This window comes from Pseudomonas xanthosomatis (assembly GCF_019139835.1).
Taxonomy (GTDB): Bacteria; Pseudomonadota; Gammaproteobacteria; order Pseudomonadales; family Pseudomonadaceae; genus Aquipseudomonas; species Aquipseudomonas fakonensis.
On the sequence record NZ_CP077075.1, the window covers coordinates 5,636,775 to 5,658,749 of the forward strand.

At 62.9% G+C, this 21,975-nt stretch carries 28 protein-coding genes and 1 tRNA gene; 13 read left to right on the forward strand and 16 right to left on the reverse strand.

What is annotated here, in order from left to right:
- Positions 1–6: 6 nt before the first annotated feature.
- The 4 genes from secD to queA all read right to left on the reverse strand — a co-directional run bounded on the left by secD (position 7) and on the right by queA (position 4,493).
- Positions 7–1,869: a protein translocase subunit SecD gene (secD, locus tag KSS93_RS24915; protein ID WP_217886410.1), complete on the reverse strand. Its 1,863-nt coding sequence runs from the start codon at positions 1,867–1,869 to the stop codon at positions 7–9.
- 64 nt (positions 1,870–1,933) lie between these two features.
- Positions 1,934–2,269, reverse strand: a complete 336-nt coding sequence (gene yajC, locus KSS93_RS24920) for a preprotein translocase subunit YajC (protein ID WP_138218914.1) — start codon at positions 2,267–2,269, stop codon at positions 1,934–1,936.
- A 44-nt stretch (positions 2,270–2,313) separates the two neighbouring features.
- Positions 2,314–3,429: a tRNA guanosine(34) transglycosylase Tgt gene (gene tgt, locus KSS93_RS24925; RefSeq protein ID WP_014589748.1), complete on the reverse strand. Its 1,116-nt coding sequence runs from the start codon at positions 3,427–3,429 to the stop codon at positions 2,314–2,316.
- A gap of 14 nt (positions 3,430–3,443) precedes the next feature.
- On the reverse strand, positions 3,444–4,493 hold the full coding sequence (gene queA, locus KSS93_RS24930) for a tRNA preQ1(34) S-adenosylmethionine ribosyltransferase-isomerase QueA (protein WP_217888801.1): 1,050 nt from the start codon (positions 4,491–4,493) through the stop codon (positions 3,444–3,446).
- A 108-nt stretch (positions 4,494–4,601) separates the two neighbouring features.
- On the opposite strand from queA, the gene KSS93_RS24935 reads away from it, so the two are divergent.
- From KSS93_RS24935 to KSS93_RS24950, 4 genes are all read left to right on the forward strand, one after another.
- Positions 4,602–4,686 (forward strand) — tRNA-Leu (locus KSS93_RS24935).
- A 194-nt stretch (positions 4,687–4,880) separates the two neighbouring features.
- Positions 4,881–5,138 (forward strand): hypothetical protein, encoded by a 258-nt coding sequence (locus KSS93_RS24940; RefSeq protein WP_217840232.1) that lies wholly within the window; start codon positions 4,881–4,883, stop codon positions 5,136–5,138.
- A complete protein-coding gene (locus tag KSS93_RS24945) occupies positions 5,101–5,871 on the forward strand; it encodes an ATPase (RefSeq protein WP_225917250.1) in 771 nt (256 codons plus the stop codon). The genes KSS93_RS24940 and KSS93_RS24945 overlap by 38 nt, the downstream gene beginning before the upstream one ends.
- 209 nt (positions 5,872–6,080) lie before the next feature.
- A complete protein-coding gene (locus KSS93_RS24950) occupies positions 6,081–6,314 on the forward strand; it encodes a hypothetical protein (protein WP_217886411.1) in 234 nt (77 codons plus the stop codon).
- A gap of 240 nt (positions 6,315–6,554) precedes the next feature.
- On the opposite strand, the gene KSS93_RS24955 is transcribed toward KSS93_RS24950, so the two are convergent.
- Positions 6,555–7,454: a nucleotidyl transferase AbiEii/AbiGii toxin family protein gene (locus KSS93_RS24955; RefSeq protein WP_217886412.1), complete on the reverse strand. Its 900-nt coding sequence runs from the start codon at positions 7,452–7,454 to the stop codon at positions 6,555–6,557.
- Positions 7,441–7,995 carry a type IV toxin-antitoxin system AbiEi family antitoxin gene (gene abiEi, locus KSS93_RS24960; protein ID WP_217886413.1) on the reverse strand — a complete coding sequence of 185 codons (555 nt, stop codon included), beginning with the start codon at positions 7,993–7,995 and terminating at the stop codon, positions 7,441–7,443. Before abiEi ends, KSS93_RS24955 begins: the two co-directional genes overlap by 14 nt.
- Before the next feature lie 512 nt (positions 7,996–8,507).
- Here abiEi and KSS93_RS24965 point away from each other — a divergent pair.
- Together KSS93_RS24965 and KSS93_RS24970 are read left to right on the forward strand one after the other, a co-directional pair.
- Positions 8,508–8,741 carry a hypothetical protein gene (locus KSS93_RS24965; protein ID WP_217886414.1) on the forward strand — a complete coding sequence of 78 codons (234 nt, stop codon included), beginning with the start codon at positions 8,508–8,510 and terminating at the stop codon, positions 8,739–8,741.
- 17 nt (positions 8,742–8,758) lie between these two features.
- A complete protein-coding gene (locus tag KSS93_RS24970; protein ID WP_217886415.1) occupies positions 8,759–9,013 on the forward strand; it encodes a DUF3077 domain-containing protein in 255 nt (84 codons plus the stop codon).
- 149 nt (positions 9,014–9,162) lie between these two features.
- On the opposite strand, the gene KSS93_RS24975 is transcribed toward KSS93_RS24970, so the two are convergent.
- Complete coding sequence (locus tag KSS93_RS24975) at positions 9,163–10,203, reverse strand: diguanylate cyclase (protein ID WP_217886416.1); 1,041 nt, start codon at positions 10,201–10,203, stop codon at positions 9,163–9,165.
- Between the two features lie 222 nt (positions 10,204–10,425).
- Between KSS93_RS24975 and KSS93_RS24980 the strand changes: the two genes are divergently transcribed.
- On the forward strand, positions 10,426–10,905 hold the full coding sequence (locus KSS93_RS24980; protein ID WP_217886417.1) for a GNAT family N-acetyltransferase: 480 nt from the start codon (positions 10,426–10,428) through the stop codon (positions 10,903–10,905).
- A gap of 84 nt (positions 10,906–10,989) precedes the next feature.
- Here KSS93_RS24980 and KSS93_RS24985 read toward each other — a convergent pair whose 3' ends face one another.
- Positions 10,990–11,160, reverse strand: a complete 171-nt coding sequence (locus KSS93_RS24985; protein WP_217886418.1) for a helix-turn-helix domain-containing protein — start codon at positions 11,158–11,160, stop codon at positions 10,990–10,992.
- Between the two features lie 189 nt (positions 11,161–11,349).
- Here KSS93_RS24985 and KSS93_RS24990 point away from each other — a divergent pair, with 189 nt between their 5' ends.
- Positions 11,350–12,246 (forward strand): bestrophin family protein, encoded by an 897-nt coding sequence (locus KSS93_RS24990; RefSeq protein WP_217886419.1) that lies wholly within the window; start codon positions 11,350–11,352, stop codon positions 12,244–12,246.
- Positions 12,247–12,336: 90 nt separating this feature from the next.
- Here the strand turns inward: KSS93_RS24990 and phnE are convergent, their stop codons facing one another.
- Genes phnE through KSS93_RS25010 form a run of 4 tightly spaced genes read right to left on the reverse strand, consistent with a single transcriptional unit; the run spans position 12,337 to position 15,567 of the window.
- Positions 12,337–13,104 (reverse strand): phosphonate ABC transporter, permease protein PhnE, encoded by a 768-nt coding sequence (gene phnE / locus KSS93_RS24995; RefSeq protein WP_217886420.1) that lies wholly within the window; start codon positions 13,102–13,104, stop codon positions 12,337–12,339.
- Positions 13,101–13,928, reverse strand: a complete 828-nt coding sequence (locus KSS93_RS25000) for a PhnE/PtxC family ABC transporter permease (protein ID WP_217886421.1) — start codon at positions 13,926–13,928, stop codon at positions 13,101–13,103. The genes phnE and KSS93_RS25000 overlap by 4 nt, the downstream gene beginning before the upstream one ends.
- Positions 13,922–14,716 (reverse strand): phosphonate ABC transporter ATP-binding protein, encoded by a 795-nt coding sequence (locus KSS93_RS25005; protein WP_217886422.1) that lies wholly within the window; start codon positions 14,714–14,716, stop codon positions 13,922–13,924. Before KSS93_RS25005 ends, KSS93_RS25000 begins: the two co-directional genes overlap by 7 nt.
- The gene (locus KSS93_RS25010) at positions 14,713–15,567 is read right to left on the reverse strand and encodes a putative selenate ABC transporter substrate-binding protein (RefSeq protein ID WP_217886423.1); all 855 of its coding nucleotides are present in this window, start codon (positions 15,565–15,567) and stop codon (positions 14,713–14,715) included. Before KSS93_RS25010 ends, KSS93_RS25005 begins: the two co-directional genes overlap by 4 nt.
- A 159-nt stretch (positions 15,568–15,726) precedes the next feature.
- Here KSS93_RS25010 and selD point away from each other — a divergent pair, with 159 nt between their 5' ends.
- The gene (gene selD / locus KSS93_RS25015) at positions 15,727–16,761 is read left to right on the forward strand and encodes a selenide, water dikinase SelD (protein ID WP_217886424.1); all 1,035 of its coding nucleotides are present in this window, start codon (positions 15,727–15,729) and stop codon (positions 16,759–16,761) included.
- Positions 16,761–17,876, forward strand: coding sequence for a tRNA 2-selenouridine(34) synthase MnmH (gene mnmH, locus KSS93_RS25020; RefSeq protein WP_217886425.1), 1,116 nt, complete (start codon positions 16,761–16,763; stop codon positions 17,874–17,876). Before selD ends, mnmH begins: the two co-directional genes overlap by 1 nt.
- 415 nt (positions 17,877–18,291) lie before the next feature.
- Here mnmH and KSS93_RS25025 read toward each other — a convergent pair whose 3' ends face one another.
- The 4 genes from KSS93_RS25025 to KSS93_RS25040 all read right to left on the reverse strand — a co-directional run bounded on the left by KSS93_RS25025 (position 18,292) and on the right by KSS93_RS25040 (position 20,049).
- Positions 18,292–18,678, reverse strand: a complete 387-nt coding sequence (locus tag KSS93_RS25025) for a lysozyme inhibitor LprI family protein (RefSeq protein ID WP_217886426.1) — start codon at positions 18,676–18,678, stop codon at positions 18,292–18,294.
- 70 nt (positions 18,679–18,748) lie between these two features.
- Complete coding sequence (locus KSS93_RS25030; protein ID WP_217886427.1) at positions 18,749–19,294, reverse strand: hypothetical protein; 546 nt, start codon at positions 19,292–19,294, stop codon at positions 18,749–18,751.
- A 67-nt stretch (positions 19,295–19,361) separates the two neighbouring features.
- On the reverse strand, positions 19,362–19,493 hold the full coding sequence (locus KSS93_RS25035; protein ID WP_217886428.1) for a TonB-dependent receptor: 132 nt from the start codon (positions 19,491–19,493) through the stop codon (positions 19,362–19,364).
- Positions 19,486–20,049: a GNAT family N-acetyltransferase gene (locus KSS93_RS25040; protein ID WP_217886429.1), complete on the reverse strand. Its 564-nt coding sequence runs from the start codon at positions 20,047–20,049 to the stop codon at positions 19,486–19,488. The genes KSS93_RS25035 and KSS93_RS25040 overlap by 8 nt, the downstream gene beginning before the upstream one ends.
- Before the next feature lie 258 nt (positions 20,050–20,307).
- Here KSS93_RS25040 and KSS93_RS25045 point away from each other — a divergent pair, with 258 nt between their 5' ends.
- From KSS93_RS25045 to KSS93_RS25055, 3 genes are read left to right on the forward strand one after another with little or no spacing between them, the layout of a single operon-like run.
- The gene (locus KSS93_RS25045; RefSeq protein ID WP_217886430.1) at positions 20,308–20,793 is read left to right on the forward strand and encodes an Hcp family type VI secretion system effector; all 486 of its coding nucleotides are present in this window, start codon (positions 20,308–20,310) and stop codon (positions 20,791–20,793) included.
- Positions 20,794–20,837: 44 nt separating this feature from the next.
- Positions 20,838–21,515 carry a DUF4225 domain-containing protein gene (locus KSS93_RS25050; protein ID WP_225917252.1) on the forward strand — a complete coding sequence of 226 codons (678 nt, stop codon included), beginning with the start codon at positions 20,838–20,840 and terminating at the stop codon, positions 21,513–21,515.
- A 2-nt stretch (positions 21,516–21,517) separates the two neighbouring features.
- Entirely contained in the window at positions 21,518–21,823 is a 306-nt protein-coding gene (locus KSS93_RS25055) for a hypothetical protein (protein ID WP_217886432.1), read from the forward strand.
- Positions 21,824–21,975: the final 152 nt, after the last annotated feature.

The window sequence follows — 21,975 nt, forward strand, 5'->3', positions numbered from 1 at the left end:
GCTCCCTCAAACCCACAGCTTCTTGATGTCACGCCCGCCACAGGTCAGGTTGACCATGGCACGGGTCACCATGACCGCGGTGAACATCGAGGTGAAAATCCCGAGGGACATGGTAACCGCGAAGCCTTTGACCGGGCCGGTACCCATGGCGAACAGGATGCCGCCCACCAGCAAGCTGGTCAGGTTGGCGTCGATGATCGCGGTGTAGGCACGGTTGAAGCCTTCGTGGATGGCGCGCTGCACCGACATGCCGGCCTTCAGTTCCTCACGGATACGCGAGAAAATCAGCACGTTGGCGTCCACCGCCATACCCATGGTCAGCACGATACCGGCGATACCCGGCAGGGTCAGCGTAGCGCCCAGCAGCGACATCAGGGCCAGCAGCAGCACCATGTTGCCCGCAAGGGCGATGGTGGCGATCACGCCAAAGCCGCGGTAGATGGCGATGATGAACAGCGAGACGAACAGCATGCCCCACAGGGATGCGTCGATACCCTTGGTGATGTTGTCGGCACCCAGGCTTGGGCCAATGGTACGTTCTTCGGCGAAGTACATCGGCGCGGCCAGACCACCGGCACGCAGCAGCAGGGCAAGTTCGGACGACTCACCCTGGCCGTTCAGGCCGGTGATGCGGAACTGGCTGCCCAGCGGCGACTGGATGGTCGCCAGGCTGATGATCTTCTTCTCTTCCTGGAAGCTCTGTACGGCCACGTCTTTTTCGACGCCGTCGACGGTCTGCTTGACGTAGCGGGTAACCGGCTTCTGCTCGATGAAGATCACCGCCATGCTGCGCCCGACGTTGGTGCGGGTAGCACGGCTCATCAGCTCGCCGCCATGGCCGTCGAGGCGAATGTTCACCTGCGGGCGACCGTGCTCGTCAAAGCTGGCCTGGGCGTCGGTCACCTGGTCACCGGTGATGATCAGGCCACGCTCGACCGGCGCGGAGCGGCCGCCTTCGCGGAACTCGAACACCTCGGTGGTAGCCTTGGATGCGCCCGGCTCGGCACCGAAGCGGAACTCCAGGTTGGCGGTTTTACCGAGAATGCGCTTGGCTTCTGCGGTGTCCTGCACGCCTGGCAGCTCGACCACGATGCGGTTGGCACCCTGGCGCTGTACCAGCGGCTCGGCAACGCCCAGCTCGTTGACCCGGTTGCGAACCGTGGTCAGATTCTGCTTGATCGAGTATTCGCGGATCTCGGCAACCTTGGCCTGAGTCAGCGCCAGACGCAGCACGGCGAGCTCGTTGCGCTCGGTGGTGGTCAGGTCGAAGTCATTAAAATTCTTGCGGATCAGGCTGCGGGCCTGTTCGCGGGTAGCATCGTCGGCGAAGCCCAGCATGATGCCGCCATCCTGCTGAGGCAGGCTGCGGTAGCGGACGCGCTCTTTGCGCAGCAAGGTCTTGACCTCGCCTTCGTAGACTTTCATGCGAGCGGTCATGGCCTTGTCCATGTCCACTTCCAGCAGGAAGTGCACACCACCGGACAGGTCCAGGCCCAGCTTCATCGGGCTCGCGCCCAGGTTGCGCAGCCACTGCGGGGTGGTCTGGGCCAGGTTCAGGGCCACGACGTAATCATCGCCCAGCGCACGGCGCACCACATCCTTGGCTGGCAGTTGGTCTTCCTGGCGGGTCAAGCGGATCAGCCCGCTGCCCTTCTCGCCCAGGCTTGCGCCCTTGACGGTGATCTTGGCATCGGCCAGCGCCTTGCTGACGCGGTCGAGGTCGGCCTGGTTCACCTGCAGCGCCGAGCTGGCACCGCTGATCTGCACCGCCGGGTCATCCGGGTAAAGGTTGGGAGCGGAATAAATGAAACCGACCACCAGTACCAGCACGATCAGTGCATATTTCCACAGAGGGTATTTGTTCAGCATCACGCCGCCCGTTCAAGACGCGGGGCGCTTTGCGCGCCCCGACTGGAAAAATGAAACCGGTAACTCAGATAGCCTTGAGCGTACCTTTTGGCAGGGTCGCGGCAATCGCGCCCTTCTGGAACTTCAGTTCGACGTTGTCCGACACTTCCAGAACCACGAAGTCATCGGAAACTTTGACGATCTTGCCAGCGATACCACCATTGGTGACTACTTCGTCACCTTTTTGCAGGTTGCCCAGCAGGTTTTTCTGCTCTTTGGCACGCTTGGCCTGTGGGCGCCAGATCATCAGGTAGAAGATGACCAGGAAACCGACCAGGAAGATCCACTCGAAGCCGGTACCGGCTGGGCCGGCGGCGGGGGCTGCTGCGTCCGCGTAGGCGGCGGGAATCAAGAAGCTCATTGGGCACTCCTAATGCAATATTTTCTAATAATGGATGCGGACAGTCAGTCCAAGGGCGGCACTGGGAGCCCGCGCTTGGCGTAGAAGGCGTCGACAAAGGCGGCCAATTTACCCTGTTGAATAGCCTCGCGTAAACCGGCCATCAAGCGCTGGTAATGGCGCAAGTTGTGGATGGTATTCAGCATGCTGCTCAGCATTTCGCCGCACTTGTCCAGGTGGTGCAGGTAAGCGCGGGAGAAGTTGGTGCAGGTATAGCAGTCGCAGGTCGGATCCAGCGGCGATTCATCGTGGCGATGGAACGCGTTGCGGATCTTGATCACCCCTGTGTCAACGAACAGATGGCCGTTGCGCGCATTGCGCGTGGGCATCACGCAGTCGAACATGTCGACGCCGCGGCGCACACCCTCTACAAGATCTTCCGGCTTGCCTACCCCCATAAGGTAACGAGGTTTGTCAGCCGGCATCTGGCCAGGCAGGTAGTCCAGCACCTTGATCATCTCGTGCTTGGGCTCGCCCACCGACAGCCCGCCAATGGCCAGGCCATCGAAGCCGATGTTTTCCAGGCCTTCCAGCGAGCGCATGCGCAGGTCCTGGTACATGCCGCCCTGGACGATACCGAACAGCGCCGCAGTGTTGTCGGCGTGGGCGTTCTTCGAGCGCTGGGCCCAGCGCAGCGACAGCTCCATGGAGGTACGCGCCACGTCGTGCTCGGCCGGGTACGGGGTGCACTCGTCGAAAATCATCACCACATCCGAGCCCAGGTCACGCTGGACCTGCATCGACTCTTCCGGGCCCATGAACACTTTCGAGCCGTCTACTGGCGAGGCGAAGGTCACGCCCTCCTCCTTGATTTTGCGCATGGCGCCCAGGCTGAACACCTGGAAACCACCGGAATCGGTGAGGATAGGGCCCTTCCATTGCATGAAGTCGTGCAGGCCGTTGTGCTTTTTGATCACCTCGGTGCCCGGGCGCAGCCACAGGTGGAAGGTGTTGCCCAGGATCATCTCGGCGCCGATGGCCTCGATGTCACGCGGCAGCATGCCCTTGACCGTGCCGTAGGTACCCACCGGCATGAAGGCCGGGGTCTCGACGGTGCCACGCGGGAAGGTGATGCGGCCGCGACGGGCCTTGCCGTCGGTGGCCAGCAGTTCGAACGACATTCGACAGGTGCGACTCATGCTTGATCCTCTGGGCCGCGTGGCGCCGGATTGCGGGTGATGAACATGGCATCACCGTAACTGAAGAAGCGGTACCCGTTGACGACCGCCGCCGCGTAGGCAGCCATGGTCTCGGGGTAACCGGCGAATGCCGAGACCAGCATCAGCAGCGTGGACTCCGGCAAGTGGAAGTTGGTCACCAGGCAGTCGACCACATGGAACGGCCGGCCCGGGAAGATGAAGATGTCGGTATCGCCGCTGAACGCCTTGAGCACGCCGTCGCGGGCCGCGCTTTCCAGCGAGCGCACGCTGGTGGTGCCCACGGCGACCACGCGCCCGCCCCGGGCGCGGCAGGCTCCGACCGCATCGACCACATCCTGGCTCACTTCGAGCCACTCTTTATGCATGGTGTGGTCTTCGATCTTGTCGACCCGCACCGGCTGGAAGGTGCCAGCGCCCACGTGCAGGGTAACGAAGGCGCGTTCGACGCCCTTGGCGGCGATCTTGGCCAGCAGCTCTTCATCGAAGTGCAGCCCGGCGGTAGGCGCCGCCACTGCGCCTGCGCGCTCGGCGTAAACCGTTTGATAGCGCTCGCGGTCGGCGCCCTCGTCGGGGCGGTCGATGTACGGCGGCAGCGGCATGTGGCCGACGCGCTCCAGCAGCGGCAGCACTTCTTCTGTGAAGCGCAGTTCGAACAGCGTGTCGTGGCGCGCGACCATCTCGGCCTCGCCGCCGCCGTCGATGAGAATCAGCGCGCCTTCCTTCGGTGCCTTGCTGGCCCGCACGTGGGCCAGCACCCGGTGGCTGTCGAGCACGCGCTCGACCAGCACTTCGAGCTTGCCGCCGGAGGCTTTCTGGCCAAACAGCCGCGCCGGGATCACCCGGGTGTTGTTGAACACCATCAGGTCGCCGGGGCGCAGGTAGTCGAGCAGGTCGGTGAACTGCTTGTGGGCAAGCGCGCCGCTTGGGCCGTCGAGCACGAGCAGGCGGCTGCCGTGACGCTCGGCCAGGGGGTGGCGGGCGATGAGGGAGTCTGGGAGTTCGAAGGAAAAATCGGCGACGCGCATGATGATGTTCGGTTCGGCAGGGCCGGGAAGTTTAGCCCAATGCATGAAAATTGACCATGAAAGCCGATTGACCGCCTCCATGACCCTCTCTATACTGCGGCGCCACAAGCCCTGATGGCGGAATTGGTAGACGCGGCGGATTCAAAATCCGTTTTCGAAAGGAGTGGGAGTTCGAGTCTCCCTCGGGGCACCAAATCTGAAAAAAACCGACCTTATGGTCGGTTTTTTTTTGGCTACTGGTTTGTGCACTTGTGGACGCAGCCAACCATCGCTGTGGGAGCGGGCTTGCCTGCGATGGGGCCCGTCCAGGCCCCCCTGTCGCACCGCCGGCATCAACGCTATTATCTGAAACACAGGCCTACCTGCATGCCTGTGTGGAGCGTTTTTATGAAAAGCAATCACCGCAAAGCACCAGACCGCGAACTGGACGACATGGAGAACCAGATTTCCGGACAAGCCCGTGTGGCGACCTCCACGGCTCACTCCCGCGCCTTGGCGGCCAGCCCAGACGGGGTACTGGTCATCGAGGCAGGCAACCTGGTACGCATCTCCCAGGACGGCCAGAAAGTCGTGGTCGCCAAAGCCAAACCACGTCGCAAGGTCAAGGTTGGCGAAGTCATCCACGTACGGCGTATCGAAGGGTAATCACCGGGTGGCCCGGCTTCGAGTGTTCGCAGGCCCCAACGGGTCCGGCAAAAGCACCATCAAGGAAAGCCTTCCCCAAGCCCTGGTAAAAATCTACGTCAATGCTGACGAACTGGAAAAGCAGGCCAAGGCAACAGGCTTTATCGACTTGTCGGCATTTGGCATGGCCCCCGAACTGCCGGAACTGCTCACCTTTCATGCAAGCCATTACCTGCTGATCAAAAAAGGCCTGACCGAGCAGGTCAATCGGTTGGGTTTGGTCGAAAACAAAGTCGATTATCGCGCTGTCCAGGTCGACTCTTACTTCGCCTCTGTCATTGCGGACTTCATTCGCCAGTACCTGCTCGATCACGATATGAGCTTTACCTTTGAAACGGTGATGTCCCACCCAGGCAAAGTCGACTTCATGCGCGAGGCGCAGGCTGCGGGATACCGCACATATCTGTATTTTGTCTCGACCGAAGACCCGGACATCAATGTAGACCGCGTCGCAATCCGTGTTCACGAAGGCGGGCACCCAGTCGCCCCGGACAAGGTGCGAGAGCGTTATGCGAAGTCGTTGGCGCTGCTGCCGCAGGCCGTGGCGGCCAGTCATCGGGCATACATCTTTGATAACTCGGGTGACAGTTCCGTGCTGCTGGCAGAGATCACTGATGGAAGCTTGCTTGAGTATCGTTCCGAGGATGTTCCGGACTGGTTCTTCGAGGCCTATGTCGACAAAGTCGACCACTGAATGGGCCCGTTGGATTGCGCCCAGTCGAAAATCAGGTACAGCTTCTACAGTTAATCGACTTGCAGATTACGCTCATGGCTGCGTTTTTATGGCGGCTGTACGTGCGCCGGGCTTCTCTGCTACCGGTCTGTCAACCCGCGTACCGCTGCCACCCTCTTGTTTGACAGCAGATGGTGATCGCTCCGAACCACATAGCGGAGAGATACATCATGTTGAAGATTGTCCCCGACCCACCCCTTTCCCCCGAATTGTCCAACGCCCTCGAAGACCTGCTGATCCAGATCTCCGAACGCCTGTTCAGCGCCATCGCAGTCGCCCACCAGAACGCCCTGCAGCAAGTCACCTCATCCGGCCGCGGCCTGTCAATGTCAACCATGCACGAACTCGAAGCCGCCAGCACCTTGGTGGAAACTGCCCTGGGCAAGATCCAGGTCAGGCACTGAACAAGGGAGTGATCAGGGCCGTAGCCGGCAAACCTGAACCAAGACGCGTCCCTCTGTAGGAGCGGGCTTGCCTGCGATCACCGGCAACGCCGGTGCCATCCAACGAAAGGCGCAAGCCTGCTCTTACAGGCATTTCTGAGCTGCCTATACGGCAGTGAACCTGAATGGACACAGCCTGTAGGCTGATGTGGCGCTGGTTGGGCTGTAGCACCCGCACAAACAAACGCCCCCACTGTGCCTTCACATCAAAAACCCATAGCCCCCGCCATTACCCCCGCCAGCAAGATGCCCACGCATCTGCTCAAAATGCTCGCGCACGGTCTGCACCACATACCCCCAGAACGCCGGGTTATCCACCGTCTGCGTCACCACCTGCACCGGCAAAAACCGCCGCATCTCGTTCTGGAAATCCCGCTGCGTCTGCTCAACCGTAAGGCTCGCCACCCGCCCCTCCCCCAACTGCAGATACGTTTGGGCACTGGATGCATGGTCCGCAAGCTTGCGCTCGGCCAACTCATAAGCCGGCGTAACAGCCCGCTGCCTCAACCAGGCAATGTCCCACAGATCGCGGTTCTTGATGCGCCCCCGGCGCAGGGCGAAGGCCAGCAGCTTGTCGACAAAGATTTCTTCAAGGCTTTGCGCATTGACGATCAAACCTTCGGTGCCCATGTCGACGCCATAAGGGTTCAACAAGGTCATCGGCCTGGGCTGGTAGGAGGGGATGGCGCAAATATCAATATGGATTTTCTGCGCTGGCAGGCTCCTGGCCTCGGGGCGGGTCTGTACCCGCAGCTTCCAGGTGTCGACATTGCCTTCTTCGCGCAGGGGCTCGCTGACCTCCACCTGCAGGCCATATTTGTCGTCCAGGTTTGCGATCAGGTTTTCTTTCAACGAGGCAAAGTCCTGGCGCTGAAAGCCGGCGCCACCGGTGAAGTCGAGGTCTTCACTGAGCCGCCTTGAGCCATAGCAGGTGCGCAAGCAGGTGCCGCCGATAAAACACAGGTCCTTGAGCAGGCCACTCTCGCTCAGGATGCGCATGATGTCGTGATGCAGCAGCTCCTTTTCCACGACCACCTGCAGCGGGGCAAGGTCGGGGGTGTTGGCCAGGGCCTGCTGGACGAGCTGGTCAAACAAGTTCATTGGCGATGTTCCAGTCGATAAGGCCCAGGTTGCGGCGGGTGCGCTTCATGTCAGCCAAGGCAAGGGCTGGCTTGGCGCGCCACAGCCGGCAGCGCTCGTCGTAGTCGATCTGGCCCTGAAGCTCGGCAGCCTTTCGGCTGGTGTGGATGAACTCAAGGGTCCCGAATGCGCCGCAACGAATGACCTGCGTACGCCCGGACGACATAAGGGTGAGCCAGTTCATCGGTAGCTGGGAAATGACCCCGGCGTCGCTGAGTGCCGATTCCAGGCTGATGTAGTTCAGGTTGTTCGCCCGCAGGCGAGCGGCGGCGTGGTACAGCACCAGCCCTGGGTTGGGTTTGGCCGGCGTGTAGAGATACAGGCCACGGCACAGCCGGATCAGGATGTTGTCATCGGCCGCGCGGCTCAGCAATGCACGGTAGGCACAGTCGGAAATGTCGCGCACCAGCACGCGCATATCCGCCGGGGTAAAGAGGTAGCGTTGCGGGGTGGCCAGTTGCTGAAGGCCTTGGTACAGGCGCCGCAAGGGCTGATTGTGCATGTTGATGACTCTACAGAAAGTCACGGAAAGTGAAACTTAGTGTAGACCTGCCACGTGATCACCGCACAGAAAGTTACAGAAACAGTAACTTTCTGTTGAGTCATAGGGGAATTCAGCGCGTTGCCACTCGCGCCGGGTGGCTGCCCGCTCCATGCAAAAGAACTCTCCGGCAATGACGATTTCTGTAAGACCAGCCCAGTCACTAAGCCTAATTCCTAAGACTTTCCTCATTCCCTGTAGTCCGTTTCCCAAACATACTCTCAGCGCCTTTCAAGCCATTGCGGTGGTCTGGATCGGGTTCTAGTCTCGGCCGGTCGTTGCCAAATCAACGACCGGCTTTGACAGGCCGACCCAGTAATAAACTCGCATGGCTTCGCCGTTTATGGCGGCTGTACGTGGGGCACCTTCGGGTGCGCCGGGTTTCCCTTACTGACCGGTCTGTCAACCCACGTACCGCTGCCACCCTCTTGTTTGACAGCAATGGTGTCGGCCCTCTCAGTAAGGATTACGCCATGTTGAAGATTGTCCCCGATCCACCCCTTCCCCCCGAACTGTCCAACGCCCTCGAAGACCTGCTGATCCAGATCTCCGAACGCCTGTTCAGCGCCATTGCAGTCGCCCACCAAAACGCCCTGCAGCAAGTCACCTCATCCGGCCGCGGCCTATCACTGGCAACCATGCACGAACTCGAAGCCGCCAGCACCTTGGTGGAAACCGCCCTGGGCAAAATCCAGGTCAGGCACTGAACAAGGGAGTGATCAAAATGAGTGACAAGACTGCCGGCGTGACCGGTTTCGGTTATGGCGACGACGACCAGCCACTGTTCCGTGTAGCAGCCGGCCAGGATGCAAAAATGGCAATGGAGCAGGCCTCGGCGATCATGACCTGCGTAAAGCGCATGACCCTGCTGGCCTCCACCGACGGCGAGGCCAACCTCGGCTGGGGTGCGCACCTGCTAAGCGACATGGCCAAGGCCGTGATCGACGATGTAGAGCTAGGCCGTAACCGGCAAACCTGACCCACAGCGCGTCCCCCTGTAGGAGCGGGCTTGCCCGCGATGAGGCCGGCAGCATCAGGTGTTTGCCCAGCAGATATTGCCTGCCTGCACTGCCCTCTTCGCTGGCAAGCCAGCTCCTACGGGGGATTTGTGACTCAGCTCAATACAGCTCACGCCGGGCTGCCGACTACCCGATTACGCCCGGCACTCTTGGCCCGGTACAAAGCCATGTCCGCCTCATGCAACCAGGCATCGGCACTTTCCAGATGCGCCCCGTACGGCGCCACACCAATGCTCAAGCTCAAACGCAACTGCGGCAGGGCTGCAAACCGGTACGCCTCCACAGCCTCGCGCAACCGTTCAAGAATCTCTTCAGCCTGCGCCGAAGTCGTCCCTGGCAGCAGCACGCAAAATTCATCCCCGCCGTACCGCGCCACCGGGTCACTCTTGCGCAGATACGCCGGCAGCATGGCACCCAAGGTACGCAGGATATCGTCACCCACCAGGTGCCCATGCCGGTCGTTGATCTGCTTGAAGTGGTCGATATCGATCAGCGCCAGGCAATCGGGCTGATGGCTGCTTCGGTTACGCTGAAACTCACGCAAGAGCAGCTCTTTCCACGCACCGTGATTGATCAGCCCGGTCAGGCTGTCGGTCTGGCTGAGCCGGGCCAGCGCACGCTTGTGCTGTGCCAGCTGTACCGTAACCTGGTAGCAGATCAGGCCGATAGCCATCGGGTAGATGAGCAGGATGGGCAAACAGGCGAGCATCTGCGCCTGAGTGGTCTGTGGAAACAGCGGCGTGCCGGACAACCACAAGCCCAAGCCGATGCCGACCAACTGCGCCGCCAGCGTCTTGAACAACATGTGCCAGCCGCCGGCGGCAATCTTGTCCATCGCAATCATGGAAAGGATGATCACGCTCGGCAGTGGGTTCAGCCCCATCACCCCGGCCCAGCAACCGCCAGCGAAACCATCGAATACCAGGTTGTGCTGTTCAGCCTTGAACGGGCGTGCGGACAAACGCGCGATCTGGTAAGCCACATGGGGCCAGACAAACCCGTGGGCTATCAGCAACGCCCACACCCACCACGCTGGCTGCAACGGCCAGATGCCGATCAGCACGCAGAAGAAGCCGAGCCCCGTGCCGATGGCCCGGGGCGCGTACATACGCTTGGCAAAGGAAAGGCCACTGCCCCTGCGTTCGATCATCGCGGGTCACCGAATGAGAATTGCTGTCCTGGGTTAACACCGGACAGGCGGTAATGCGCAAAAGTGCATTGCGGTTCGGCGATAAGGCATTCTGCCATCAGCTCAATTGGCGTACAAACCGTGCAGACGAAATACACGAACCAACGAGTCAGTTTTTCGTGCAGTACCGCAACCGCCGGCACCCAGCTACTCTGACCCAGCACTTTCAAGGAAGATAATTGCATGCGCCTGAGCCACCGCCCCGCCCGCACAACGGATATCCCCGCTATCTGCTGCTTCCCCCACGGCCCCGGCGAACTGTTCTACATGTTCCCCAAGGCTACCTACCCACTCACACCGGCACAGTTGAGCGAAGCCATCGCCCAGCGCAGTTGCTCGACCGTGGTAGAAGGTGATGGCGTAATTCTGGCCTTCGCCAATTTCTACAAGGCCGAGCTCAACGGCGTCTGCGCCCTGGGTAACGTCGTGGTAGCCCCGGGCGCCCGGGGCCGAGGCGTGGCGCGTTACCTGGTGCAAAGCATGATCGCCCTGGCGCGTGAGGAATTCGCGGCGCGGGAGATATGGGTTTCGTGCTTCAACCACAACACCGCCGGTTTATTGCTATATCCGCAGTTGGGGTTTGTGCCGTTCGGCATTGAGGAGCGTCAGGCACCCGATGGCGGGCGGGTGGCGTTGGTTCAGATGAAGCAGGTGCTGAGGTAGGGTTGATGATCGGTGTTGCCTGGATTGGGGCTGCTTTGCAGCCCATCGCGGGCAAGCCCGCTCCTACAGGAGCGCGCAGGAGTCTTATTGCGTGATATCACTGGCAAGTATTGAACGCGCGGCTTGGATATTGGCCTGGGCTCTGATGACTTCTTCGGCATCGCCATCAGCGATCACCTGCGCCAGGTACTCTTGAATAGCTGCCTCGCTATCAAGCCGTTCAACGATTGTGAATGGCGTAACCAAGTCAGACATATCTATTCCCCTACGGTGAGTGAGCGAACAGCGAGCCTATACCTACCCGCTCCCAGAATCGTTACCGTTTCTGGTAAGACCGATCCTGTTCCACCTAAGAAAACCGCCGTAACACCTCACCGACCAGCCGCACCGAACCTTCCCCCAACCCCGACGTCGGAACTTGCACCCCCGCTGCGAGATTCCTGCGTGAAAAACCTCCTCATCCGCAAATTCCGCCTGGCCCACAAAACTATCGCCTACATCGGCTGGTCCCTGTTCTGGCTGCTGATCTGGGACGTGCTGGTCACCATCGACTTCATGCTGTTCTTCAACAGCAAGTTCAGCCTGCCGCTGATCCCCCTCACCCTGCTGGGCTCGGCGCTGGTGGTGCTGGTGAGCTTTCGCAACAGCAGCGCCTACAACCGCTGGTGGGAGGCGCGCACGCTGTGGGGCGCGCTGGTGAACAGCTCGCGCAGCTTCGCCCGCCAGGTGCTGACCCTGATCGACGACCCGGACGAGGGCCTGAACCCGGTCAAGGCCACCCTGCTGCGCCGGCATATCGCCTACGTGAACTGCCTGGCCGCGCACCTTAAAAACGAAAAGTGCCCCGACGAGCTGATGGCCTTCATCCCGCCCCAGGAGTTCGAGCGGCGCAACCGTTCGAACAACTTCGCCAACGACATCCTCGGCGGCTCGGCGGCGTTGCTGGCGCGGGAATACCAGGCCGGGCGGCTGGACAGCATTCGCCTGGCGCGGCTGGAGTCGACGCTGGTGGACCTGTCCAACGCCCAGGGCGGCATGGAGCGCATCGCCAACACACCGCTGCCCTACCCTTACGTGTACTTCCCGCGGCTGTTCATCACGCTGTTCTGCCTGATCGTGCCGGTGGGGCTGGTGGAGTCGCTGGGCTGGTTCACGCCGCTGGCCTCAACCGTGGTGGGCTTCATGCTGCTGGCGATCGAGCGCATCGGCACCGACCTGCAAAGCCCGTTTCGCTTCAGCGAGCACCAGATCCCGATGGACTCGATCTGCGAAACCATCGAGCGGAACCTGGATTCGATGCAGCGCGAGGCGCAGTGCGGGGAGGTGCAGGGCAGCAGGTGATGGCGTGGGGCAAGGGTGTTGTGCCGGCTGTTTCGGCCTCATCGCCGGCAAGCCGGCTCCTACAGAGGGCGTACAACCGGCAAACCTGCGTCAGGCGCGCACATACCGCTGGCGCAGCGCATCACTGAAGCCATCCACCAGCAACACCAGCACCAGCATGGCGATGATCACCGTGCTGGCCTGGGCCTCCTGGAACAGGCTCAGGGTGGCGTAGAGCATCTGCCCCAACCCGCCGGCGCCGACAAAGCCCAGCACGCTGGCCATGCGGATGTTGTTCTCCCAGCGGTACAGGCTGTACGCCAGCAACTGTGGCCACAGGTTGGGCAAGGTGCCGAAGCAGAACGCCGCCACCTGGCTGCCGCCCTGCAAGCGGATTGCTGCCGCAGGCTCAGGTGGCGCATTCTCCAGCGCCTCGGCGAACAACCGGCCCAGCACCCCGGCGGTGTGCAGCGCCAGCGCCAGGGTGCCGGCGTTGGGGCCAAGGCCTGCGGCCAGCACGGTCAGCGCCGCCCACACCAGCTCCGGGATCGCCCGCAAGGCGTTCAGCAGCAAGCGTGCGGCGCCCTGCAACGGCCAGCCAAAACGCCCCGCTGCCGGCAGCGCCAGCAACATCCCGAGCACCATCGCCAGCAAGGTACCCAGCCCGGACATGGCCAGGGTTTCCAGCGCGCCCCAGCCCACCGCCCGCAGTTGCTCCAGCGACAGGTCCGGGTGCAGGAAGCGCCCGGCATACTCGGCCATCTGCCCCAGCCCGCCATTGCCGATCACCGCGTGCAGGTCCAGCTCCAGATAGGCAAACGAAGCCACCACCGCCATGGCGATGCCCAGCAGCACCAGCAGGTTGATCGCCCGGTTCATGCCAACCTCCCGCGCAGCAAACGGCTAAGCACATCGGCCAGAATCACCAACGCCAAGAAGGCCAGCAGCATGCTCGCCACCTCGGCCCCGGCGAACATGCGCATCGACAGGTCGATCTGCTGCCCCAGGCCGCCGGCGCCGACAAAACCCATCACCACCGAGGCACGCACCGCGCACTCCCAGCGGTACACGGTGTACGACACCACCTCGGCCGCCGCATTCGGCAAAATGCCGTAGCAGAACGCCGCCAACCGGCCGCTGCCCGCCTGCAACAAGGCGTGGGCCGGGCGTTGGTCCACCGACTCGAAGATTTCCGCATACACCTTGCCGAGCATGCCGCTGTAGGTAATGGCGATGGCCAGCACCCCGGCGGTCGGGCCCAGGCCGACGGCGCGCACGAACAGCAGTGCCCAGACGATTTCCGGCACGCTGCGCAGAAACACCAGCAGCCCGCGCACCGGCAAGCGCAGCACTCGCGACCACAGGCCCGGGCGCCCGCCCCGGGACGCCGCCCTCAGCGACAGCGCACGGCTGGCCAGCAGGCTGGTGGGCACCGCCAACAGCAGCGCCAGCGCCATGCCTGCGGTGGCAACAGCAAGCGTCTGCAAGGTGGCCTGCCACAGCAGGGCGAGGAACTCGGGGTCGTGGGCCGGCGGCCAGAAGGCGCTGACGAAACTGGCCATCTGCTGGCGGTTCTCGGCCTGCAACAGCACGCCGGGGTTCAGTTCGCTCAACACCAGCCCTGGCCACAGCAGGGCCAGGCACAGCAGGGTCAACAACAGGCGGGGCAGCGTCGCAGGGTCACGGGCGTCGGTTTTCAGCATCGTGGAATCTGCACCGTCAGGGTCGGGCCCGGCGCCACCGGCAGGGCCAGTTGCTCGTTGGCGTACAGCGCATCCAGCAGGCTTTCGCTCACCGCCTGGGCCGGGCAATCGAACATCACCTGCCCTTCACGAATGCCCACCACGCGCGGGAAGTGCGCCAGCGCCAGCTCCACCGCATGCAGGCTGGCCACCAGAGTGACGCCGTGCTCACTGGCGTGGCGGTTGAGCAGTGCCAGGCTGTGGTCGGCCAGCACCGGGTCCATGGCCGACACCGGCTCGTCGGCCAGCAGCACCTCCGGGCGCTGGTACAGCGCCCGGGCGATGCCGACCCGCTGCAACTGGCCACCGGACAACTGCCCGCACTGCACGAACAGTTTGTCTGCCAAGCCCAGCTCAGCCAGGGCCTGGCGCGCACCGGGCACATCGCTTGGGTGCAGCAGGTTGAGCAGCCCGCGCAGGGTGCCCCACTGCCCCAGGCGCCCGGCCAGCACCGCCGTCACTACCCGCTGGCGGGGCGGCAAAGGCGGCGCCTGGTGCACCAGCGCCACCCGCGCGCGCAGGCGCTGGCGAGCGCGGGCCGACAGCGCCCAGGGCTGCGCGCCAAGCAACTGCAGTTGCCCGGCACTCGGTTGCACGGCGGTGGCCATCAGGTGCAGCAGGCTGGACTTGCCGGCGCCGGACGGGCCGATGATCGCCACCCGCTCGCCGCGTTCGATACGCAGTTCGACTGCGTGCAGGGCCTGAACCTCAGCATGGCGCAGGCCGGCCCCTTGCAGACGGATACTCACTTCAGCAGGCCGGCCTCGCGGGCAGACTGCTCGGTGCCCTGGTAGTTCTCAGGCTTGGTCTCGATGAAGCGGCTGGCCGCCTGCAGGTCGAGGATCGCCTTGTCGGCAGGCTTGGCCGGGTCCAGGGCGAGGAAGGCCTGTTTGATCTTGTCCTTGAGGGCCGGGTCCATGTTGCCGCGCACGGTCCAGTTGTAGTCGTAGTAGCTTGGGGTGGTGGCGAACACCTTGACCTTGCTGGTATCGACCTTGCCGGCGTCTACCAGTTTTTGCCACACGCTGGCGTTGAGCACGCCGGCATCGACCTTGCCGGCGGCAACCCAGGCCACGGTGGCGTCGTGGGCGCCGGAGTAGGCCACACGGCTGAAGTAGCTCTCGGGCTTGATGTTGTCTTGCTTCAACATGAAGTAGCGCGGCATCAGGCTGCCGGAGGTGGACGAGATCGAGCCGAAGGCGAAGGTCTTGCCCTTGAGGTCGGCCAGGCTCTTCACGTCCGGGTTGGCGGTGATGAACTTGGAGGTGAACTGGGCGTCCTGCTCCCGCTGTACCAGAGGCGTAGCGGTCGGGTCCTTCAGGTGCACCTGAACGAAGGTGAAGCCACCCAGCCAGGCCATGTCCAGGCGGTTGCTGGCCAGCGACTCGACCACCGCCGGGTAGTCGGCCACCGGCACGAACTGCACCTTCATGCCCAGCTTCTGCTCCAGGTACTCGCCCAGCGGCTTGAACTTGCGCAAAAGCTCGGTCGGCGCTTCGTCGGGGATGGCGCTGACACGCAGCACGTCGGCGGCCTGGGCGATGAAGGCGCTGCAGGCCAGGGCAAGGCCGGCTGCGAGGGCCAGGGGGCGTTTGAGCATGGTGGGGGTCTCCGGGTCGAGGGCGGGGGCAATTTCGCTGGCGCATCGCGGGGCAAGCCCGCTCCCACGGGTGCCACGCGTCATCGCGCAAGTATAAGAGCCGCAGGCGCAAAGGCCAGCTTTGCTACAATCGCGCCATTATTTTGTGCAGAGGTGCGTATGAGCGAGCCGATTCGCCTGACCCAGTACAGCCACGGCGCTGGCTGTGGCTGCAAGATCTCCCCCAAGGTGCTGGATGTGATCCTTGCCGAAAGCGGCGCCCAGGCACTGGACCCAAAGCTGTGGGTGGGCAACGCCTCGCGTGACGACGCTGCGGTATACGCTCTGGACGACGAGCGCGGGGTGGTCTCGACCACCGACTTCTTCATGCCCATCGTCGACGACCCGTACGACTTCGGCCGCATCGCCGCCACCAACGCCATCAGCGACATCTACGCCATGGGCGGCGACCCGCTGATGGCCATCGCCATCCTTGGCTGGCCGGTCAACGTGCTGCCACCAGAAGTGGCCCGCGAAGTAATCCGCGGTGGCCGCGCAGTGTGCGCCGAGGCCGGTATTCCCCTGGCCGGTGGCCATTCCATCGACGCCCCCGAGCCGATCTTCGGCCTGGCCGTCACCGGCGTGGTCAGCAAGCGCCACCTCAAGCGCAACGACACCGCCCGCGCCGGCTGCAAGCTGTACCTCACCAAACCGCTGGGCATCGGCATCCTTACCACCGCCGAGAAAAAGGCCAAGCTGCGCCCGCAGGACCAAGGCCTGGCCCGCGACTGGATGTGCACCCTGAACACCCCCGGCAGCCGCTTCGGCAAGCTTGCCGGCGTGCTGGCCATGACCGACGTCACCGGCTTCGGCCTGCTCGGCCACCTGGTCGAGGTGGCCGAAGGCAGCGGCCTGACCGCGCGCCTGCAATACAGCGCCGTACCGCGACTGCCCAGCGTCGAGCACTACCTGGCCGAGGGCTGCGTGCCCGGCGGCACCCTGCGCAACTTCGAAAGCTACGGCCACAAGCTCGGCGCCCTCAGCGACGAGCAGAAGCACCTGCTGTGCGACCCGCAAACCAGCGGCGGCCTGCTGGTGGCGGTCGCCCCTGAAGGCGAGGCCGAGTTTCTCGCCGTGGCCAGGGAGCTGGGGCTGGACCTTGCGCCAATCGGCGCGCTGGTCGAGCGACAGAGCCACGCAGTCGAGGTGCTCTGATGCGCCCCGACTGCACCCAACTGCACCAGCTGTTTCTCGACGACGTGCCGCTGATGGACATGCGCGCCCCGGTCGAATTCACCAAGGGCGCCTTCCCCGGCGCCGTCAACCTGCCGCTGATGACCGACCAGGAGCGGCACAAGGTCGGTACCTGCTACAAGCAGCAGGGCCAGGCTGCCGCCATCGCCCTCGGCCACCAGCTGGTCAACGGCGCCATCAAGCAGCAGCGCCTGGACGCCTGGGCCGCCTTCGCCCAGGCCCACCCCGACGGTTACCTGTATTGCTTCAGGGGTGGCCTGCGCTCGCAGATCGTCCAGGGCTGGCTGCAAGAGGCCGGCATCCAGTACCCGAAAGTGGTCGGCGGCTACAAGGCCATGCGTACCCTGCTGCTGGAGACCACCCAGCAGGCGGTGGCGCAATGCGACTTCGTGCTGGTGGGCGGCCTGACCGGCACTGGCAAGACCGACGTGCTGCACCAGCTGGACAACGTGCTCGACCTCGAAGGCCACGCCAACCATCGCGGCTCCAGTTTCGGCAAGCGCGCCACCGCGCAGCCGGCGCAGATCGACTTCGAGAATGCCCTGGCCATCGACCTGCTGAAAAAGCGCCACCGCGGCATCGGCCAGTTCGTGCTCGAGGACGAAGGGCGCATCGTCGGCAGCTGCGCCGTGCCGCTTGAGCTTTACAAAGGCATGCAGCGGTACCCGCTGGTATGGCTGGAAGACAGCTTCGAAAACCGCGTGCAGCGCATCCTGCGCGACTACGTGACCCAGCTGTGCGCCGAGTTCGTGGCCGTGCACGGCGAGGAAGATGGCCGCCGGCTGTTCGCCGAGCGCCTGCGCCAGAGCATGGCCAACATCCACAAGCGCCTGGGCGGCGAGCGCTTCCAGCGCCTGGCCGAGCTGCTGAACCAGGCGCTGGACGAGCAACTGCGCAGTGGCGAGGTGAGCCTGCACCGTGGCTGGATCGAGGGCTTGCTGAAGGAGTACTACGACCCGATGTACGCCTACCAGCGCGATGCCAAGGCTGACCGTATCGAGTTTGCCGGCAACGCGGTCGAAGTGCGCGAATACCTCAAGGCCCGGGCCCAGCGCGAACGGCGCACCGGTCGGTAGCACCACTGCCCGCTCGGGCCTACTCCCTGTAGGAGATCACCCAGCCCTTTCGGGCTGCGCTGTCGCGCAGAGAACTGGTCTCGCAGATGCGCCACGGTCTCTGTGGGAAGCGGCCTTGTGTCGCGACGGGACGCGAAGCGGCCCCAAGGTTTCGGCCTCATGCAAGATTGCTGGGGCTGTTGCGCAGCCCATCTCGACCGGACGGCGCCCCGGCAAGGCCGCCTCCAACAGAGACCGTGTTAAATCAATGAGTTGTAGTTTGTTCTGTAGGAGCGGCTTTATCCGCGAACACCGGCGCAGCCGGTGCCAGGCACCGCGTCGCATTCTTGGCGGTGGTTCGACACACCGACAAGGCCGCCCCAACAGGATCGCGCAAAATCGACAGGTTGTATCAGGTTGGCTGGTCGCCGCCAGGTCACTGCCCCGGGCTAAGCACCCGCTCCAGCTCCGCAGCACGCTCCTTGCTCATGTCCATGAAGCACATCGCCCCTTCGATACGGTACAGGCTGCCGTCGCTCAGGTTGCGGTGGAACGCGCAGTTGCCGTCGCGGTAGGCGATCCACTTGCGCTGCACCTCGCGCAGGGCCTTCTGCTGGGCGGGGTCGAGCTTGGTCAGCAACTGCTTGTACACCCGGTTCAGGCGCTCGTCCTGCAGTTTGGTCTCGGCCTGGATGCAGGCGCCCATGGCGGTGGTGCTGGAGGCCTTGTCCATGCACTGGGTGTAGCCGGAGGAGTATTCGTCGGCCTGGGCAGTGGCCGCTGCCAGCAGGGCGATGCTGGCGAACAGGTAAGGCTTGAACATGGGCGGTCCTTTCAGAAGTAGGCGGGTGCAAGCCTAGCACCCGCTTTTACGCAGCTCTGTAGGGATTGCGCTACAACATCTGCGCCGGCTGCGGCTCTGGCGGTGCCACCACCTTGTGCGGCTCGAAGCGCATGCTCGGCATTTGCGTGCCAACGTAAAACGCCACACCCAGCGCAGCCATCAGCGCCACATCAAACCAGCGCCAGCCCGGCACTTGGGCGGCGCTTTTAGCCTTCCAGCACCACCACGCCTGCCCGGTGCAGAACAGCAAAATCGCCCCCAGCCACAGGTAGTACCCGGCGCCAAAGCCGGTCACGTCCTGAAAACCGTAGGTGCGGCTGTCGGGCAAGCGCTCGATGCCCAGGCTGGAAATTGCCAGGTACAGCGCCACCAGGCCAAAGCCCAGGGCCAGCCAGCGGAACCGCCGGTGCGCCAGTATCGCCAGCGCCAGCAGCGGGTTGGCGAACCACTGGTACATCTCGAACGGGATGCCCCAAAGGCCGTACAGCAAAATCTGCAGGGCCGGCAGGTGCCGCCCGGCCCCGGTCAGAACAGCGTCGAAACACAGGCTCGACAAATACAGAAGCAAGCTGAAAGTCAGATACAAGGCGGGCAAGGGAACGAACCTGGGCAAGCGGGACAGGGTGCGACCATAACCCAGCCCCTGCCCCGCCTCCAAACCCTCAGTATGTGCCGCGCAGGGTCAGCATGCAGTTGCGCGGCTCACCGTAGTAGTTGCCGTAGGTCGAAGTGCCCACGGTCTCGTCGTACTTCTTGTCGAACAGGTTGTATCCATTGCCACGCTCTTTATGCAACCGGCGGTTCCAGCAGCAGCCCGTACAGGCCCGAGTCCGACAGCTCGCCAGCCACGCACCAGCGCGCGCGCAGCGTGCCTTCGAGCACGAAGCCCTGGCGCTCGAGGGTGCGCGCCGAGCCCTGGTTGCGCGGGTCGATTTCGGCTTCCAGCCGGCGCAGGTGCAGGGTGTGGGCCAGGTAGTCGATGAAGCAGGTCAGCGCCTCGTCCATGTAGCCACGGCCTTGTACCTCGCGGGCTAGGCAGTAGCCGATCTCGCCGCGGCGCGAGGGCTGGTCGAGGTTGAACAGTTGCACCATGCCGATCAGCTCGCCGTTGTCGCGGCGGTACATGCCCAGTTTGAGCATCTGGCCACTGGCGTAGGCTTCGCGGTCGGCGGCCAGGGCGCTTTCGGCTTCGGCCAGGGTTTGCCAGGGGGCGTGGTACCAGTAACGCATCACCTCGGGGTCGGCCATGATGGTCAGCCAGCGCTGCGCATCGCCATGGCGCATGGGGCGCAGTTGCAGGCGTGGGCTGTCGAGGCACAGGTCGCTGGGGAAACTGCGGGGGTCGGGCACGCCGGGACTCCTGTCCGATTGTGGGGGAGATGACAGTCTAGCGTCAGGGGAGGTGCGCCAGGTAGGGGGGGAAAGGCAGACACGTGTCCGCCCCGATGCCATCCCCCCATTTCCCAATGTTTAACCCCACCAAATTCCTGTAGGCAAAAGCCTGCAATATCTGAGGCAACGTCCGAAATCACCGCCAGACCGGTCCGGCAGACCCGGCCCCCATCATCCCTTTACGGTTTCACTTCCATTTCAAAGGAGTGATCCCCCATGGCTTTCCACGGCTACCTGTCCATCAACGGCGCCCGCCAGGGCCTGATTTCCGCTGGCTGCTCCACCGAAGCCTCGATTGGCAAACATTGCCGCAACGGCCACACCGACGAGGTGATGGTGCTGTCGCTGGCCCATCAGATTCTCAGTGGCGACAACAACCAGCGGGCCCTGCACCAGCCAGTGCTGGTCAGCAAATTCATCGACAAGGCCACCCCGCTGCTGGCCCAGGCCATCGACAGCGGCGAACGGCTGGACTGCGACTTCAACTTCTACCGCACCAACCCCGCCGGCCACCTGGAGCGCTACTTCACCCTCAAGCTGTCCGGCGCGGTGCTGGTGGAACAGCGGGTCGACATGCCCCACAGCATGCTGCAAAGCGACCAGGAAGCGCAGGAACACCTGGCCATCCGCTACCGCGACATCAGCTGGATCCACCACACCGGCAGCACCTCGGCCCACGCCGCCTGGCGTGAAGCCGAATGAGCGCCCGGCAAGGCAACCACCCGCTCGGGCCTGGTTACTGGGAGGTGAACCAGGCCGCCACGCGGTTGACGGCATACGCCTGCAGCGTCAGTGCGCGGCATTTGCGCCATGGGATGGGGCGGGTGATGTTCAACCGGGAGGTGGCGTATTTCGCCAAGCAGGTGGCGGATAAGGTGGCGCTGGGGGAGCTGAGCCCGGAGGACGGGTTGAAGGTGCTGAAGGCTGAAGAGGTGAGTTTGTGGGAGCAGGCTGAAAGGCTTGGTCGGCGGGCTGTCGGATTGGCTGTCGGATTGGCTGGAGGGGTGAGCCAGGTGGCCACAGGGGCGGGAGCCTGTGCGACAGGCCCGGGTCTATGCAGCTATTTCGGCGCCCCCGTATTTGCCCATGGTGTAAACAACATTTATGAAAATGGAAATAACTTATGGAACGGGAGAGATGACACCGTGGGGCCCATTCGCAAGGGATATCAAGAGGCAGCGAAGAAGCTGGGGTATGGAGAGAGAGAGGGGAACCTTGCTTATTATTCGGCAGATTTGGGGATGGCGGGATATGGAGTGTTTTTCCGTAAACCGCTGAAGCCAGGGGCATGGCGCTTATACAAATATCACGATATCGATCGTGTTCGCGCATTTCGTTTGATGGGGGTCAGCACGCTGTTTTTTGAAGGGGCGGTGAGCGGCATCACGGTGTATCAGATGATCGTGGAGTACTTCAAAAAGTGATCATGACAGTCATTCTTTTCTTTGCCGCAGACGTGTTCGTCTCTTTGAACATCCGGCATTACCTTATGAAGAAAGATCCATTACTGATCGTCGTCATTGCTGGATATATTTACAATGCCCTACTTGGCGCTCTTTATTTATACCTCGCCCAACACAAAGGGCTCGCAAAGGCACCTGCCATAACCGAGCTTTACTCAACACTGCTGCCCGGCTCACTTATATTTTGTTTTTGCATGTTCTTTTTTCACTTATGGGCATTTGCAAGTGGTTTGAGGACCTACCCTGGCAAATATAAAGATCTTGATTAGCCGCAATGCCTGTCTTGGGGTTGCATCAGGGCTGACAGGTGTTCGACGGGAGCCCTGCAGCGCCCTCGAGATCGAGCGCCGCCCGCGCGGCGCATCGCCGGCAAGCCGGCTCCCACAGTTTGTTTCGGGCCAGTTATTCATGTGAAAGTACC

Coding starts and splice junctions, on each gene's coding strand:
- secD (WP_217886410.1), bottom strand. CDS start 1,869: ATGCTGAACAAATACCCTCTGTGGAAATATGCACTGATCGTGCTGGTA.
- yajC (WP_138218914.1), bottom strand. CDS start 2,269: ATGAGCTTCTTGATTCCCGCCGCCTACGCGGACGCAGCAGCCCCCGCC.
- tgt (WP_014589748.1), bottom strand. CDS start 3,429: ATGTCGTTCGAACTGCTGGCCACCGACGGCAAGGCCCGTCGCGGCCGC.
- queA (WP_217888801.1), bottom strand. CDS start 4,493: ATGCGCGTCGCCGATTTTTCCTTCGAACTCCCAGACTCCCTCATCGCC.
- KSS93_RS24940 (WP_217840232.1), top strand. CDS start 4,881: ATGAAAAGCAATCACCGCAAAGCACCAGACCGCGAACTGGACGACATG.
- KSS93_RS24950 (WP_217886411.1), top strand. CDS start 6,081: ATGTTGAAGATTGTCCCCGACCCACCCCTTTCCCCCGAATTGTCCAAC.
- KSS93_RS24955 (WP_217886412.1), bottom strand. CDS start 7,454: ATGAACTTGTTTGACCAGCTCGTCCAGCAGGCCCTGGCCAACACCCCC.
- abiEi (WP_217886413.1), bottom strand. CDS start 7,995: ATGCACAATCAGCCCTTGCGGCGCCTGTACCAAGGCCTTCAGCAACTG.
- KSS93_RS24965 (WP_217886414.1), top strand. CDS start 8,508: ATGTTGAAGATTGTCCCCGATCCACCCCTTCCCCCCGAACTGTCCAAC.
- KSS93_RS24970 (WP_217886415.1), top strand. CDS start 8,759: ATGAGTGACAAGACTGCCGGCGTGACCGGTTTCGGTTATGGCGACGAC.
- KSS93_RS24975 (WP_217886416.1), bottom strand. CDS start 10,203: ATGATCGAACGCAGGGGCAGTGGCCTTTCCTTTGCCAAGCGTATGTAC.
- KSS93_RS24980 (WP_217886417.1), top strand. CDS start 10,426: ATGCGCCTGAGCCACCGCCCCGCCCGCACAACGGATATCCCCGCTATC.
- KSS93_RS24985 (WP_217886418.1), bottom strand. CDS start 11,160: ATGTCTGACTTGGTTACGCCATTCACAATCGTTGAACGGCTTGATAGC.
- phnE (WP_217886420.1), bottom strand. CDS start 13,104: ATGAACCGGGCGATCAACCTGCTGGTGCTGCTGGGCATCGCCATGGCG.
- KSS93_RS25000 (WP_217886421.1), bottom strand. CDS start 13,928: ATGCTGAAAACCGACGCCCGTGACCCTGCGACGCTGCCCCGCCTGTTG.
- KSS93_RS25010 (WP_217886423.1), bottom strand. CDS start 15,567: ATGCTCAAACGCCCCCTGGCCCTCGCAGCCGGCCTTGCCCTGGCCTGC.
- selD (WP_217886424.1), top strand. CDS start 15,727: ATGAGCGAGCCGATTCGCCTGACCCAGTACAGCCACGGCGCTGGCTGT.
- mnmH (WP_217886425.1), top strand. CDS start 16,761: ATGCGCCCCGACTGCACCCAACTGCACCAGCTGTTTCTCGACGACGTG.
- KSS93_RS25025 (WP_217886426.1), bottom strand. CDS start 18,678: ATGTTCAAGCCTTACCTGTTCGCCAGCATCGCCCTGCTGGCAGCGGCC.
- KSS93_RS25045 (WP_217886430.1), top strand. CDS start 20,308: ATGGCTTTCCACGGCTACCTGTCCATCAACGGCGCCCGCCAGGGCCTG.
- KSS93_RS25055 (WP_217886432.1), top strand. CDS start 21,518: ATGACAGTCATTCTTTTCTTTGCCGCAGACGTGTTCGTCTCTTTGAAC.